The sequence below is a fragment of the Citrobacter portucalensis genome (assembly GCF_002042885.1).
GTDB classification, from domain to species: domain Bacteria; phylum Pseudomonadota; class Gammaproteobacteria; order Enterobacterales; family Enterobacteriaceae; genus Citrobacter; species Citrobacter portucalensis.
Map to the genome: position 1 here is coordinate 1 of NZ_MVFY01000013.1, position 16,141 is coordinate 16,141.

12 protein-coding genes, 1 rRNA gene and 1 riboswitch are annotated in these 16,141 nt (G+C 52.5%); of the genes, 4 read left to right on the forward strand and 9 right to left on the reverse strand.

Features of this window, described 5'->3' with window-relative positions:
* From BZK40_RS18020 to btuB, 3 genes are all read right to left on the reverse strand, one after another.
* A 16S ribosomal RNA gene (locus tag BZK40_RS18020) occupies positions 1-124 on the reverse strand; the annotation flags it as partial.
* A gap of 380 nt (positions 125-504) precedes the next feature.
* Positions 505-1,356, reverse strand: a complete 852-nt coding sequence (gene murI, locus BZK40_RS18030) for a glutamate racemase (RefSeq protein ID WP_079935051.1) — start codon at positions 1,354-1,356, stop codon at positions 505-507.
* Positions 1,301-3,157, reverse strand: coding sequence for a TonB-dependent vitamin B12 receptor BtuB (gene btuB / locus BZK40_RS18035; protein ID WP_079935052.1), 1,857 nt, complete (start codon positions 3,155-3,157; stop codon positions 1,301-1,303). Before btuB ends, murI begins: the two co-directional genes overlap by 56 nt.
* Before the next feature lie 65 nt (positions 3,158-3,222).
* A riboswitch (cobalamin riboswitch) is annotated at positions 3,223-3,409 on the reverse strand.
* Between the two features lie 115 nt (positions 3,410-3,524).
* Here btuB and trmA point away from each other — a divergent pair.
* Positions 3,525-4,625 (forward strand): tRNA (uridine(54)-C5)-methyltransferase TrmA, encoded by a 1,101-nt coding sequence (trmA, locus tag BZK40_RS18040; protein WP_079935053.1) that lies wholly within the window; start codon positions 3,525-3,527, stop codon positions 4,623-4,625.
* A gap of 72 nt (positions 4,626-4,697) precedes the next feature.
* On the opposite strand, the gene BZK40_RS18045 is transcribed toward trmA, so the two are convergent.
* Both BZK40_RS18045 and fabR read right to left on the reverse strand, forming a co-directional pair.
* Positions 4,698-5,057 carry a YijD family membrane protein gene (locus BZK40_RS18045; RefSeq protein ID WP_003825114.1) on the reverse strand — a complete coding sequence of 120 codons (360 nt, stop codon included), beginning with the start codon at positions 5,055-5,057 and terminating at the stop codon, positions 4,698-4,700.
* A 15-nt stretch (positions 5,058-5,072) separates the two neighbouring features.
* Positions 5,073-5,708, reverse strand: a complete 636-nt coding sequence (fabR, locus tag BZK40_RS18050) for an HTH-type transcriptional repressor FabR (protein WP_003028862.1) — start codon at positions 5,706-5,708, stop codon at positions 5,073-5,075.
* Between the two features lie 191 nt (positions 5,709-5,899).
* Between fabR and sthA the strand changes: the two genes are divergently transcribed.
* The gene (gene sthA, locus BZK40_RS18055) at positions 5,900-7,300 is read left to right on the forward strand and encodes a Si-specific NAD(P)(+) transhydrogenase (protein WP_003028860.1); all 1,401 of its coding nucleotides are present in this window, start codon (positions 5,900-5,902) and stop codon (positions 7,298-7,300) included.
* Here the strand turns inward: sthA and oxyR are convergent.
* The 4 genes from oxyR to argC form a co-directional block, all read right to left on the reverse strand.
* Positions 7,283-8,200, reverse strand: a complete 918-nt coding sequence (gene oxyR, locus BZK40_RS18060; RefSeq protein WP_008787060.1) for a DNA-binding transcriptional regulator OxyR — start codon at positions 8,198-8,200, stop codon at positions 7,283-7,285. The two genes, sthA and oxyR, sit on opposite strands and share 18 nt — an antisense overlap.
* A 333-nt stretch (positions 8,201-8,533) precedes the next feature.
* Complete coding sequence (argH, locus tag BZK40_RS18070; protein WP_032945646.1) at positions 8,534-9,904, reverse strand: argininosuccinate lyase; 1,371 nt, start codon at positions 9,902-9,904, stop codon at positions 8,534-8,536.
* A 108-nt stretch (positions 9,905-10,012) separates the two neighbouring features.
* Complete coding sequence (argB, locus tag BZK40_RS18075) at positions 10,013-10,786, reverse strand: acetylglutamate kinase (RefSeq protein ID WP_003028854.1); 774 nt, start codon at positions 10,784-10,786, stop codon at positions 10,013-10,015.
* Positions 10,787-10,796: 10 nt separating this feature from the next.
* Positions 10,797-11,801: an N-acetyl-gamma-glutamyl-phosphate reductase gene (argC, locus tag BZK40_RS18080; protein WP_079935054.1), complete on the reverse strand. Its 1,005-nt coding sequence runs from the start codon at positions 11,799-11,801 to the stop codon at positions 10,797-10,799.
* Positions 11,802-11,956: 155 nt separating this feature from the next.
* Between argC and argE the strand changes: the two genes are divergently transcribed.
* Complete coding sequence (gene argE / locus BZK40_RS18085) at positions 11,957-13,108, forward strand: acetylornithine deacetylase (protein WP_003825137.1); 1,152 nt, start codon at positions 11,957-11,959, stop codon at positions 13,106-13,108.
* Positions 13,109-13,377: 269 nt separating this feature from the next.
* Complete coding sequence (ppc, locus tag BZK40_RS18090; protein WP_003825139.1) at positions 13,378-16,029, forward strand: phosphoenolpyruvate carboxylase; 2,652 nt, start codon at positions 13,378-13,380, stop codon at positions 16,027-16,029.
* Positions 16,030-16,141: the final 112 nt, after the last annotated feature.

Genomic DNA, 16,141 nt, shown 5'->3' on the forward strand with positions numbered 1-16,141 from the left:
GACATTACTCACCCGTCCGCCACTCGTCACCCAAGGAGCAAGCTCCTCTGTGCTACCGTTCGACTTGCATGTGTTAGGCCTGCCGCCAGCGTTCAATCTGAGCCATGATCAAACTCTTCAATTTAAAAGTTTGATGCTCAATGAATTAAACTTCGTAATGAATTACGTGTTCACTCGTTGAGACTTGGTATTCATTTTTCGTCTTGCGACGTTAAGAATCCGTATCTTCGAGTGCCCACACAGATTGTCTGATAAATTGTTAAAGAGCAGTTGCGACGCGCTTTAGCGCTCTGTCGCGAGGTCCCGTATATTACGTTTTCCTCATTCAGAGTCAAGCATTTATTTTTGCTTTTCTCTACGAGATTCTCAGGAGAACCCCGCTGACCCGGCGGCTTGTAATCCGTTGTTCCGTGTCAGTGGAGGCGCATTATAGGGAGTTATTTCAGGCTGACAAGGGGAAATTTAAAATAATCTTCCGAGTGCGTATTTTTTCATCAAAACCACTTAAACTGACAGTTTTTCGAGCGTTTTAAAGCCATAGCGCTGTAGCACAGGCAATAATTGTTCAGCTTCTGTCGTCATTGCCATACAAAATGCAACGTTCTCATCGGTTGATTTCGCATCTGGTGCTTCATGCTCTAACAACCAGGCCGTGCGGCGCGCTATCGCGGCACCAGAATCCACCAGTCTCGTCCCCTCGGGAAGGACCTGTAAAAGTTCTTCCTGTAATAGAGGGAAATGAGTGCAACCGAGCACTACTGTGTCAGGTGGTTCAGACATCCGCAGCCACGGACGCAGAATACGCCGCAGCTCTTCCAGAGAAACTGTTTTACCGTGCAGCTTCGCTTCCGCAAGTTCCACCAGCTCAGCAGAACCCAACATTGCAATTTGGCATTCGTTAGCGAATCGTGCAATCAGCTCATGGGTATACGACCGCTTCACCGTTGCACGTGTAGCCAGTAGCCCCACAACACCGTTCGCCGTGAGTCGCGCTGCCGGTTTAATCGCAGGCACCACGCCCACAACCGGGAATGCAAATTTCTCACGTAACGCAGGGAGTGACACCGTGCTTGCTGTATTACACGCGATGACCGCAAGAGAAAGGGGATAGCGCTGCTGGACCGCAGTCACAATCTCAACAACACGCTCGACGATAAACTCCTCGCTCTTCTCTCCATAAGGAAAAGCGACGTTGTCGAAAGCGTAGATATAGTGGAGATCCGGCAGAAGACGCCGGATCTCGTCATAGACCGACAACCCACCGACGCCGGAATCAAACACCAGCACGGTGGGACGGGGATCAGAAGGTGTAGCTGCCAGACAAGGTGTATTCCCGTCCTGCAGTTGCGTAGCCATAAACTGTCTCGTAATCTTTATCGAACAGGTTGGCGATTTTACCACGAACTGTCAGCTGTGAGGTGATTGGATATGACACTCCGATATCCCACAAGCTGACGCCGCCCAATTTAACATCACGATTATTGTCATAATCATTATCGTAACGTTCACCTATATATTGATAAGCAACGTTCCACCCCAAGTCCTGAACCTGCCCAGTTAACTCATACTTAACCTGCTGTTTTGCTCGGCGATAGAGTACCTTATTCGTATCATCATCCCGCGGGTCAACATACTGTAGCGTCAGGTGATGATCTACTGGGCCAGTCGTAACATTCCCAGTCCATTCCAGCCCTTTAATCGTGGCTGACTTAACGTTGATATACTGGTTATTCTTGTAATCGATCAGGTTTTGAATTTCATAATGATATGCAGAAAGACGCCAATCAAGCGGCCCTGTCAATCCATCAATCCCTGCTTCCCACTGTTTAGATTCTTCCGGTTTCAAATTCGGGTTGGCTGCAATACCCGGCCCATAGGAAGAGGCAAAACGCGTAGCCCCGTATTGCTGACCAAGTGAAGGGGCCAGGAAACCTGTGCCATAAGAGAGCGTTGCACGGTAGCCATCAACAAACTCCCAGCCTGCAGCAGTCTGCCAGGTGCCATGCCAGCCGAATTGTTCATCATGATCTTCACGGCCTGAGGCTTCCAGCGTGACGCTATCAATTTGTTGTTGCCCAGTTAGATAAAGTCCGGTCGTATCACGTTTATAAGCGTCCGATTTCGTGGTACTACTGGAAGTCAGCTTTTCTTGTTTCCAGTCGACACCACCGCTAATCGCTCCATGCCCAACCTCAACGTTATTTCCCCACTGAATATAGCGCTGTTCCATATTATCCAGCGTAGCATCCCCCGCATAACGACCGAGTTGATTGCTATAGTTGTAATCTTTGAGATGCTGGTAGTTAGCAATCAGTTGGGCGGAATAGATACCTGAGCTGTAACGAAGGCCGGAATCCCAGGACTGAGTGTAATTCTGAGCTTCGTCATTACCGCCAGCATAGCCATAAGAGCCCTGATCGTAATCGCTATTCGCCGTGTAGCCGTAACCACGGAAGAAACCGGAGAAGTTATCGTTAAACTTGTGCTGCAAGCCGCCCCAGAACAGTTTGTTGCGATAACCATCGCGATCGCTGTCACCGCTGTAAGGGGAATCAGGTTGAATGTTAAAACCTTTGGTCGTCTGGTAAGCGCCAGCCGCCGTCACCATCGTGTCACCAAATCGTTTATTTATCGTGCCGTCGTAGGTCTGATAACCATCAGTCCCCATACCTGCGTTGATCTGTGATTTCTCTTCATTACTCATCGTAATGATGTTCATCACACCACCGATCGCACCAGATCCGTACACAGCTGAACGCGGCCCGCGAATATATTCAACACGTTGCACCAACGATACCGGAATCTGACCAATATCAATCGCATTACCGATGCCTGCACGCGCCATCGGCACGCCATCAATCAATACCAGGACATGCCGGGACTCAGTACCGCGAACATACAGCGAGGAGCTTTTTCCCATACCGCCGCTTTGCGAAATATCTACGCCCGGCAATCGGCGCATGACATCATTGAGATCTTTTGACTGCCAGCGCTGAATATCTTCACGCGTCACCACATCAGTGGGGGCAAGGACAGTATTAACAGGCTGCTGAAAACGGTTGGCAGTAACAACGAGAGTATCTGGGCTAGTATCCTGTGCCCAACCAGAAAATGCCGTGACGGAAAGTGCCGTGCACAGCAACGATTTTTTAATCATTGTAAAGCATCCACAATATAAGAAGGATGCCGCAGGTCCCACCGATAGTACGCGATGATGAAAGCCAGATGCGACGTTAGCCGGCAGGTCTTCGGGCTTGGAGGCAACTTAAAGAGACGATAACTTCCCACGGCATGCCGCAGTGTCTGCACCAGGTGCGCTCATCCCCTACCTTCCTTACCGCTGCGCGTCAGCTCCAGATTCACACTGGATTCCCTTTTAACTCACAGGACCGGAAAACGGATGCTACAGTTTGTTACAACCCACTGTCCAGACTGCGTATCACAATATCGGAAATCATCAATGACTGGACATCTGATGAGCAATCCCTACAATCCCCGCGTACTTTTATTTTTCAGGACGCATCATGACCCCCGAACACCTTCCGACAGAACAGTACGACGCACAGTTAGCTGAAAAAGTGGTGCGTCTGCAGAGCTTAATGACGCCATTTTATGCACAGGCTCCGGAAGTGTTTCGCTCACCGGTCAGCCACTACCGTATGCGCGCGGAATTCCGTCTGTGGCATGACGGTGATGATCTGTACCACATCATGTTCGACAGCCAGACCAAAAACCGTATCCGTGTCGACAGCTTCCCGGCAGCCAGTGAGCTTATCAACACGCTGATGACGGCAATGATCGAAGGCGTTCGCAACAACCACGTCCTGCGTCACAAACTGTTTCAGATTGATTACCTCACAACCCTGAGCGGTCAGGCGGTGGTATCGATGCTGTACCATAAAAAGCTGGATGATGAATGGCGTCAGGAAGCTGAAGCGCTGCGGGATGGGCTACGGGCGAAAAACCTGAATGTGCATCTGATTGGCCGGGCAACCAAAACCAAAATCGAGCTGGATCAGGACTACATTGACGAACGCTTGCCGGTTGCGGGTAAAGAGATTATCTATCGCCAGGTTGAGAACAGCTTCACCCAGCCGAACGCCGCCATGAATATTCAGATGCTGGAGTGGGCGATTGATGTCACCAGGGGCTCAAAAGGCGATCTGCTGGAGCTGTATTGCGGCAATGGCAATTTCTCGTTAGCCCTGGCACAAAACTTCAACCGCGTACTGGCAACGGAAATCGCCAAGCCGTCCGTTGCTGCTGCACAGTACAACATTGCGGCTAACCAGATTGAAAACGTACAAATAATCCGCATGGCGGCCGAAGAGTTTACTCAGGCGATGAACGGCGTTCGCGAGTTCAACCGTTTGCAGGGAATCGATCTGAAGAGTTACCAGTGTGAAACTATCTTCGTTGACCCACCGCGCAGCGGTCTGGACAGCGAAACGGAGAAAATGGTGCAGGCGTATCCGCGCATTCTGTACATCTCCTGCAATCCGGAGACGCTGTGTAAAAACCTGGAAACGTTAAGCCAGACGCACAATGTTTCACGTCTGGCGCTATTCGATCAGTTCCCGTATACGCACCATATGGAATGCGGCGTACTGTTAACCAAGAAGTAAAACTGAACGTAGGCCGGCCGCTTCAGATTGCCGGATGGCGGCTTTGCCTTATCCGGCCTACAGTTACAACTGTTACTCTGCTATTTCCTGCTTACGGTTACGCACTTTAAAGCCGATCCAGAACACCAGAATCACCGACAGTACCGCCGGGAAGAAGTTAGAGCCGATATCCGGATATTCAGCGCGTACTACGGTGCTGTACAACAGAACGCCGAGGATAAAGCAGGCGGCAGCCAGGCCCGGCAATCCCACAGGCATGGTGCGGTTCTGATAGCGTTGATGCAGACAATACACCGTCAGCACCAGCGAAATGATCGGGAATACTGAGAATGGCACAATGGAGCTAAACAGCGCCGCAAATGTACCATTGATCGATAAGCCAGCAACCAGCGCCAGCAGCAGCGTACCTTTATCTTGACCTGACTGTTTCATTGCTTGTCCTTCTCGTTACTCGGAGTGGTGCGTCATCTTCTCTTGTTCACGGCGGTACCAATAAAATGCGCCTTTCGCGATCATGCGTAGTTGCAATACCAGCCGCTCTTCCAGCTGTCGGCGCTGCTCAGCGCCAACATCCAGTGCTTCTGCCCCGGCGCTGAACACAATGGTTACCATGGCTTCGGCTTGTGCTTCAGTAAACGCACGAGGCATATGGTTTTCGAGTTCCAGATAGTCCGCAAGTTCCGCGATGAAGTGCTGAATTTCACGAGCGACCGCTGCACGAAACGCTGCGGATGTCCCCGAACGCTCGCGCAATAATAAACGGAAGGCGTTGGGATTGTTGCCGATGAACTCCATAAATGTTGAGACCGAGGTGCGGATCACACTCCCGCCCTTCGCGATACGCTGGCGCGCCTGGCGCATCAACTGACGCAGCATCAGACCGCTCTCGTCCACCATCGTCAGGCCGAGTTCATCCACATCGCGGAAATGGCGATAAAACGAGGTTGGCGCAATGCCCGCTTCACGAGCAACTTCGCGTAAACTGAGGCTGGCAAAACTACGCTCAGCGCTGAGTTGACTAAATGCGGCTTCTACCAGCGAACGCCGGGTTTTCTCTTTTTGTTGCGCTCTAACGCCCATCACGATGTCTGAATCCTTCCACATACCTTGCTGGCACTATACCAGAGATTAGGCGGTTGGCATGGCTTTGTGAATGATTGTTTACGCGCAGTTTGTGCTTCGACTTCGCAAAAAAGCACAACGATAATTGGGTTATCTCAACAACGATGTTACTATTCTGTTGCTTTTATGTATAAGAACAGGTAAGCCTGACCATGTCACATTCTTACGATTACGATGCAATAGTAATAGGTTCCGGTCCCGGCGGCGAAGGCGCGGCAATGGGTCTGGTTAAGCAAGGAGCGCGCGTCGCGGTAATTGAGCGCTATCATAACGTCGGCGGAGGTTGTACCCACTGGGGCACCATCCCGTCGAAAGCTCTCCGCCACGCCGTCAGCCGCATTATTGAATTCAATCAGAACCCACTGTACAGCGACCACTCCCGACTCCTTCGTTCTTCTTTCGCCGATATTCTCAACCACGCTGATAACGTTATTAATCAGCAAACGCGTATGCGGCAAGGATTTTACGAGCGCAACCACTGCGAAATTTTGCAGGGAAATGCTCGTTTTGTTGATGAACACACGATCGCCCTGGAATGTCACGACGGTACGGTGGAAACGCTGACTGCGGATAAGTTTGTTATTGCCTGCGGTTCGCGTCCTTATCGCCCTGTTGATGTCGACTTTTCGCATCCCCGGGTTTACGACAGTGACTCTATCCTGAGCCTGCACCACGAACCCCGTCATGTGCTGATTTATGGCGCAGGGGTCATTGGCTGTGAATATGCGTCGATCTTCCGTGGAATGGACGTCAAAGTTGATTTAATCAACACCCGCGATCGTCTGCTGGCATTCCTCGATCAGGAGATGTCCGACTCGCTCTCTTACCACTTCTGGAACAGCGGTGTGGTCATTCGCCACAACGAAGAGTATGAGAAGATTGAAGGTTGCGATGACGGCGTCATCATGCACCTGAAGTCCGGTAAGAAACTGAAGGCCGACTGCCTGCTGTACGCCAATGGCCGTACCGGTAATACCGATTCGCTGGCGCTGGAAAACATTGGTCTGAAAACCGACAGCCGCGGGCAGCTCAAAGTGAATAGTATGTACCAGACGGCGCTGCCGCATGTGTACGCCGTAGGGGATGTGATTGGTTATCCGAGCCTGGCATCGGCGGCCTACGACCAGGGACGCATTGCCGCCCAGGCATTGGTAAAAGGCGAAGCCACTGCGCATCTGATCGAAGATATCCCAACCGGGATTTATACCATTCCGGAAATCAGCTCCGTTGGTAAAACAGAACAGCAGCTCACGGCAATGAAAGTTCCATACGAGGTTGGCCGCGCCCAGTTTAAGCATCTGGCACGCGCACAAATCGTGGGTATGAGTGTCGGAACGCTGAAGATCCTGTTCCATCGCGAAACCAAAGAGATTTTGGGGATCCACTGCTTTGGGGAGCGCGCGGCCGAAATTATTCACATCGGGCAAGCGATAATGGAGCAAAAAGGTGGTGGTAACACTATCGAGTACTTCGTTAACACCACCTTTAACTACCCAACCATGGCAGAAGCCTATCGGGTAGCGGCGCTAAATGGCTTAAACCGCCTGTTTTAACGCACTGTCGAAATGGCCATCCATTGATCCACGGATGGCCTCTGCCAGCTGTTCATAACGGCTGCGCAGCGGCGAACCAGGACGGTACACCAGACCAATCGTACGACGCGGTTCGGGTTTAATGCATGGCAGATAAACGACACCATCACGCTTACGCTCCGGTGGAACGGCCAGCGCAGGCAGTAAGGTAATACCACTGCCTGCCGCCACCATGTTACGCAGCGTTTCCAGACTGGTTGCCCGAAAATGGGTATCTTCATCAGCACCCGCTTCAAAGCAGAAACCCATCGCCTGATCGCGCAGACAGTGGCCATCTTCCAGCATCAGCAGTTTTTCACCCGCCAGATCGGACATCGGTACACAGTCACGGTTTGCCCATGGGTGATCTTCATAGATCGCCAGCATCATAGGCTCATCAAATAACGGTACTTCGATGAACGCCTCACTCTCTTTGACCAGCGCCAGAATGACGCAGTCGAGCTTGCCGCTATCCAGTTGCGCCAACAGCTGATGTGTCTGCGCTTCATGGAGATACATCTCCAGTTTTGGGAAGGTCTGGTGCAACATCGGAATAATATGCGGCAGCAGGTATGGCCCCACCGTTGGGATCAAACCAATATGCAGCGGGCCAGACATTGTCTCGCCTTGTTGGCTTGCCATCTCCTTGAGCACTTTGACCTCGCGCAGCACGGTACGCGCCTGATCCACCAGCAGCAAACCGGCCTGGGTGAACAGCACCTTGCGACTCGTACGCTCCAGCAACATGACGCCAAGCTCATCTTCCAGCTTGCGGATCTGCCCGCTCAGCGTTGGTTGGCTAACGTGACAGGAGTCTGCCGCTCGTCGGAAGTGACGATGTTCGGCTAGTGCCACCAGGTATTCAAGATCACGAATATTCATTATTCATCCTCCATCGCCACGATAGTTCGTAGCGATAGGTAGCATAGCAACGAACGATTATCCCTATCAAGCTTTCTGTTTAATAATGCACCACAGAAACGGAACGGTACCCCTTTAACCCTTGAAGCTACTGTCCGTTTGAGAGTTTCTCTCATACTCGAAATAACTAAAGCCAACGTGAACTTTTGCGGACCTTGAGTCCGCATTTTTTTTGCATAAAAAAAGCCCGGCGTCGCAAAGCTCGGCCGGGTTATGGTTTGGTAGGCCTGATAAGCGTAGCGCCATCAGGCAGAACGGCGCACAGTGCCGGATGGCGGCTTCGCCTTATCCGACCTACAGGCGTGCCTTCGCGTAGTCGATCGCCTGCGCAACCTGCTGCGGCGACACGCCACCTTTCGCTGCACGTTTATCCAGACACGATTGCAACGAGAGGATCGGGTAAACGTCATCGCCAATCACCTGGCTGAACTTTTGTAAGTCGGCAAGCGACAGCGCTTCCAGCGGTTTGCCCTGACGAATCGCCTCGACCACCGTTTCCCCCACAATATGGTGCGCTTCGCGGAACGGGACGCCTTTCGCCACCAGATAATCCGCCAGCTCAGTGGCGTTAGCATAACCCTGCTGCGCCGCTTCCTGACAACGCGGACGTTTCACCTGAATGCCATCCAGCACCAGCGCGGCCATATGCAGGCAGTCCAGCCAGGTGTCGAGCGCGTCGAACAGCCCTTCTTTGTCTTCCTGCATATCTTTGTTGTATGCCAGTGGAAGGCCTTTTAACGTCATCATCATGCCGGTCAGCGCACCCTGCACGCGACCGCATTTGCCACGGATCAGCTCCAGCGCATCCGGGTTTTTCTTCTGCGGCATCAGAGATGAACCGGAAGTCACACGGTCGGAGAGTTCAACAAAGCCCGCTTCGCCGGTGTTAAAGAAAATCAGATCTTCAGCAAAACGCGACAGGTGTACCATGCCGATAGAGGCATCGGAGAGTAACTCCAGCACATGGTCACGGTCAGAAACGCTGTCCAGGCTGTTGCGCGTTGCCGAGGCAAAGCCCAACCAACCCGCCAACTGCTCTCGATCGATTTCATACGCCGTACCCGCCAGCGCGCCGCAGCCTAACGGACTGACGTCCAGGCGTTTGAGCGCATCCTGCAAACGGCTCTCGTCACGCGCCAACATTTCAACATAGGCCAGACACCAGTGAGCAAACGTCACCGGCTGCGCACGTTGCAGGTGGGTGTAACCCGGCATGACGGCGTCCTGGTTATTCTCCGCCGTCACCACCAGCGCAGTTTGCAACTGACGATTGGCCGACAGTAATTCGATAACCGTGTCTTTGCACCACAGCTTGAGATCGGTCGCGACCTGGTCATTACGGCTACGCCCGGTATGCAGTTTTTTACCAAGCTGGCCGACTTTATCAATCAGCTTACCTTCCACCCAACTGTGAATATCTTCGGCATCGCTTTGCAAAATCTGCTGAGGATTCGCGCGAACCTCTTCCAGCAGGTTATTCAGCGCCTCTTCCAACTGCAGCTGTTCATCGGCAGTCAGTACACCTACCGTTACCAACGCTTTGGACCAGGCCACAGAGCCAACAATATCCTGTTCTGCCAGGCGGTAGTCAAAACGCAACGAGTCGTTGAACTGTTTGAACCGCTGATCTGCTGCCTGTGTAAAACGCCCACCCCAAAGTGCCATAACGAATTTCCTTAATATGATATTTTTGCCCGGTGGCGCTGCGCTTACCGGGCCTACAAAACCCACGTAGACCGGATAAGGCGAAGCCGCCATCCGGCACATTAATAGTTAAGCCAGAATACGCGTACCAATTGGCGTGCCGTTAAACAGCGCCGGAAGTTGCTCTGCATGACGCCAGGAGGCGATATCCACCGGACGGCCCAGCGTACGCGCGGCATCCAGCGCTGCATTCACCTTCACGATCATGCCATCGGTAATAATGCCCTGTTCAATCAGCTGTTCCGCTTTCGCCGCGGTCATTTCGGCAATGCGCTGGCCTTTGCCATCCAGAATACCGCTCACATCAGAGAGCAGGATCAGATCCGCACCCAGCGTTGCCGCCAGCGCCGTTGCAGCCTGATCGGCATTCACGTTCATCAGCAGACCATCATCAGTGACACCAATAGAGCTCACTACCGGCAGAAAACCGCTTTCCAGCAGCGTGTTAATCAGCTTAGGCGAGCCCGGCTGCGCCAGTCCAACATGACCCAGTTCTTTATCGAGCGGCGTCACTTTTACGCTGTCGCCATCGCCAAGATACAGACCAACAGACGCGATGTGATGCTTTTTCGCCCAGGCCAGCAAGGTTTTATTCGCCGTTCCCGCCAGGGCACCGGTAATAATGTCAATTTGATCGGCAGGCGTGACGCGCAGACCATTTTTCTTTTTCACCGGCAGATTCAGCTGCTTCATCAGCTCGTCGACCACGCAGCCGCCGCCGTGCACAATGACCAGCGGACGCTGGTGCGACTCACGATAATTCACCAGTGCGGTAAACAGACGCTCCAGCGCCTCTTCGCTATCCAGTAAAACGCCGCCCAGCTTGATAATTAATGGATTCATTGTTGCACCCTTAAATAAGAGACTGCGTTTGGGCAAAGCCAAAACGAATATTTGCGCACTGCATCGCCTGTGACGCCGCGCCTTTCAATAAGTTGTCTTCCGTCGCCACAACGATCAGATGCTCACCCTGCACAGCAAACCCGATATCACAGAATGGTAATCCAACCACATTCTTCAGCGCTGGAACCCCTTTGTCATACAGACGCACCAGCGGTTTATCGCCATACGCCTGTTGCAGCGTCTGTGCTACCTGAGCATGAGTTACGCCCGCGTTAAGGCGGCAAGTGATAGTTTCCAGAATTCCGCGCGGGAAGTTGCCCAGATGTGGGGTGAAAATCACTTCAGCCCCCAGATGAGTGGCGATTTCCGGCTGGTGACGATGGGTAAACACGCCATACGGTTGCAGGCTTACTTCGCAAAAACTATTAGAGATAGCCGCTTTACGGCCCGCGCCGCTCACGCCGCTGGTCGCATTAATTACCGGCCACTGGCTGAGATCCAACAGCCCGGCGTCAATCAGTGGTTTCAGCGAAAGCTGCGCCGCCGTCGGGTAACAACCCGGCACAGCAATCAGATTCGCTTCTTTCAGTTGGTCTTCGTTCCATTCCGCCAGCCCGTAAACTGCCTGCTCCAGCAGATCGGGATGCTGATGGGTAAAACCATAATATTTTTCATAGAACGCGCCGTCATTTACGCGAAACGCGCCAGAGAGGTCAAACACCACGCAACCGGCCTGCAAAAACTGCGGAGCCAGGTCATGACTTACCTCATGAGCCGTTGCGAGGAACACAACATCCACCCCTGCGCTAAACTCGCTGATATCTGACATTGGCTGCAACGGTAAATCGACAATGCCTTTCAACTGCGGATGCAAATCGGAGATTAATTTTCCTGCATCATTGCTTTGCGCTGAGACGGTCAAAGCGGTTATGGTCATATCAGGATGGCGATTTACATAGGTCACAAGCTCTGCGCCGGCATAGCCACTGGCGCCCACAATCAGCGTATTCAACATCGGGGCTGCTCACCTTCTTAGATTCTGTTGCCAGGTATAAGCCTTTATCACCTCACCTTACACTTGGTGGGTTTTATTACGCTCAACGTTAATGTATTTTTATTCATAAATACTGCATGAATATTGATACTATCATGACCCGAGGTGTGTCAACAATGAAAAACAATTTACCGCCATTTATCGAGATTTACCGCGCTCTGATTGCCACGCCATCGATTAGCGCTACCGAAGAAGCGCTCGATCAAAGCAATGCAGGTTTAATCACTCTGTTGGCGGGCTGGTTTAAAGATTTAGGCTTCAATGTGGAGGTCCAGCCGGTTCCCGATACGCGAAATAAATTCAATATGCTGGCGAGCATTGGACAGGGCGCTGGTGGTCTGTTGTTGGCGGGCCATACCGATACCGTACCCTTTGACGACGGACGCTGGACGCGCGATCCGTTCACCCTGACCGAGCATGACAATAAGCTCTATGGTTTGGGTACGGCGGACATGAAAGGCTTCTTCGCCTTTATCCTCGACGCGTTGCGTGATGTCGACGTCACGAAGCTGAAAAAGCCCCTCTACATTCTGGCCACTGCTGACGAAGAGACCAGCATGGCGGGAGCTCGCTACTTTTCTGAAACCACTGCTCTGCGCCCAGACTGCGCGATTATTGGCGAACCCACTTCACTGCAACCGGTTCGCGCACACAAAGGTCATATCTCTAATGCGATACGCATTCTGGGACAATCGGGTCATTCAAGCGATCCGGCACGTGGCGTTAATGCGATTGAACTGATGCATGATGCCATCGGCCATATCATGCATCTGCGCGATGACCTGAAAGCGCGCTATCACCATGATGCCTTTACCGTTCCGTATCCAACGTTAAATTTGGGCCACATCCACGGCGGCGACGCCGCCAACCGAATCTGCGCCTGCTGCGAACTGCATATGGATATTCGCCCGCTACCGGGTATGACGCTAAACGATCTCAATGGGTTACTTAACGAAGCGCTGGCCCCTGTCAGCGAACGCTGGCCGGGTCGCCTGACCATATCGGAACTGCATCCACCGATTCCAGGCTATGAGTGTCCACCTGACCATCAACTGGTAGAGGTGGTTGAGAAACTGCTGGGCGCACAGACTGAAGTGGTGAACTACTGCACCGAAGCGCCATTTATCCAGACGCTTTGCCCGACGCTGGTATTGGGTCCAGGTTCTATTAATCAGGCGCATCAGCCGGATGAATATCTGGAAACACGCTTTATTAAGCCAACTCGCGAATTAATCACCCAGGTTGTGCATCATTTCTGCTGGCATTAACTGCTTATCACCCCGCTAATCCTTTAGTGGTAAGCGGGGTGATTTTTTAACATTTCCATAAGCAACGCTTATTTGATTGGATGTGAATTAAATAACGTAAATTCACGGCATTTATTCGTTTGCTGAACCGATTTCGCAGCAATTGACGTCACGTGTTTTACGTGGCTTTATAAAAGACGGCTAAAAAGTTAAGTCCGCAAGATTTCGCGTGATAGTCAGGCGTGAAAGATACAGGACATATTCAAAATAGATGGGGTGTCTGGGTTAATATGAACGAACAATATTCCGCGTTGCGTAGTAATGTCAGTATGCTCGGCAAAGTGCTGGGAGAGACCATCAAGGATGCGCTGGGAGAGAACATTCTTGATCGCGTAGAAACAATTCGTAAGCTGTCCAAATCATCTCGCGCTGGCAATGAAGTTAATCGCCAGGAATTGCTCACCACACTGCAAAATCTGTCTAACGACGAGCTGCTGCCGGTTGCCCGCGCATTTAGCCAGTTCCTGAACCTGGCCAACACCGCCGAGCAATACCACAGCATTTCGCCAAAAGGCGAAGCAGCCAGCAACCCGGAAGTGATTGCTCGCACTCTGCGTAAACTGAAAGAGCAGCCCAACCTCAATGACGCCACCATCAAGAAAGCCGTAGAATCACTCTCTCTGGAGCTGGTACTCACCGCCCACCCGACCGAGATCACTCGTCGTACGCTGATCCATAAAATGGGTGAAGTGAATGCCTGCCTCAAGCAGCTTGATAACAAAGACCTCGTCGATTATGAACGCAACCAACTGATGCGCCGTCTGCGTCAGCTCATTGCCCAGTCCTGGCATACGGATGAGATCCGCAAGCTGCGCCCAAGCCCGGTTGATGAAGCCAAATGGGGTTTCGCGGTAGTTGAAAACAGCCTGTGGGAAGGTGTACCAAACTACCTGCGCGAGCTGAATGAACAACTGGAAGAGCATCTGGGTTATAAGCTGCCGGTTGATTTTGTCCCGGTTCGATTTACTTCCTGGATGGGCGGTGACCGTGATGGTAACCCGAACGTAACGGCAGATATCACCCGTCACGTGCTGCTGCTCAGCCGCTGGAAAGCAACAGATCTGTTCCTGAAAGACATCCAGTTTCTGATTTCTGAGCTTTCAATGGTGGATGCCACGCCGGAGCTGATGGCGCTGGTAGGCGAAGAAGGCGCAGCTGAACCTTATCGCTATCTGATGAAAACCTTGCGTTCTCGTCTGATGGCAACTCAGGCCTGGCTTGAAGCCCGTCTGAAAGGCGAGAAATTGCCGAAACCTGCGGGACTGCTCACCCAAAACGAACAGCTTTGGGACCCGCTATACGCGTGCTACCAGTCTCTGCAGGCCTGTGGCATGGGTATTATCGCCAATGGCGAATTGCTCGACACCCTTAGGCGCGTGAAGTGTTTCGGTGTGCCGCTGGTGCGTATTGATATTCGTCAGGAAAGCACCCGTCATACTGAAGCCCTGGGCGAACTGACCCGTTATCTGGGCATTGGCGACTACGAAAACTGGTCGGAAGCGGATAAACAGGCTTTCCTGATCCGCGAACTGAATTCCAAGCGTCCGCTCCTGCCGCGTAACTGGGAACCGAGCAACGACACCCGTGAAGTGCTCGACACCTGTCGGGTCATTGCCGAAGCCCCATATGGCTCCATTGCCGCCTATGTTATCTCGATGGCGAAAACTCCGTCGGATGTGCTGGCCGTGCATCTGCTGCTGAAAGAAGCCGGAATTGGTTTTGCTATGCCGGTCGCTCCGCTATTTGAAACGCTGGACGACCTCAACAATGCCGATGACGTCATGTCTCAACTTTTAAATATCGACTGGTACCGCGGCTTTATTCAGGGCAAACAGATGGTCATGATTGGCTATTCTGATTCCGCAAAAGACGCGGGCGTGATGGCGGCCTCCTGGGCGCAATACCAGGCTCAGGACGCGCTAATCAAAACCTGCGAAAAAGCCGGTATCGAACTGACGCTGTTCCACGGTCGCGGTGGTTCCATTGGTCGCGGCGGCGCGCCTGCACATGCGGCGCTACTCTCTCAACCGCCGGGCAGCCTGAAAGGCGGTCTGCGCGTGACAGAACAAGGGGAGATGATCCGCTTTAAGTACGGCCTGCCGGAAGTGACCATCAGCAGCCTGTCGCTGTATACCGGAGCAATTCTGGAGGCCAACCTGTTACCACCGCCAGAACCGAAAGATAGCTGGCGTCATATCATGGATGAGCTTTCCGATATTTCCTGCGAGCTCTATCGTGGATATGTGCGTGAAAACAAAGACTTCGTCCCTTATTTCCGCTCAGCGACACCGGAGCAGGAACTGGGTAAACTCCCGCTCGGTTCACGTCCGGCAAAACGCCGTCCGACCGGCGGGGTAGAGTCTCTGCGCGCCATTCCGTGGATCTTCGCCTGGACGCAGAACCGCCTGATGCTCCCGGCCTGGCTGGGTGCAGGTACCGCGCTGCAAAAAGTGGTTGAAGACGGCAAGCAAAGCGAACTTGAAGCCATGTGCCGCGACTGGCCATTCTTCTCCACACGCCTTGGCATGCTGGAAATGGTTTTCGCGAAAGCAGACCTGTGGCTGGCAGAGTATTACGATCAGCGCCTGGTCAAAAAAGATCTGTGGCCGTTGGGTGCAGAGCTACGCCAACGCCTGGCAGCAGATATCGATGTCGTACTGGCGATTGCCAACGACTCACATTTGATGGCCGACCTGCCGTGGATTGCCGAGTCCATTCAGTTAAGAAATATTTATACTGACCCGCTGAACGTATTACAGGCAGAGCTGTTACACCGCTCACGCCTGGCGGAAGAGCAAGGCAATGCACCGGACCCACGCGTGGAACAAGCATTGATGGTCACAATCGCTGGTGTCGCCGCTGGTATGCGTAATACTGGCTAACGACCCCTCTCGTCGCCTTCGTGCTATTGTATGAAGGCGACGGCAAAAACTGCTGTCCTAACCGCTTCTTTTTCAATATATTCCCGCCTGAATATATTCACTCCATGAATAT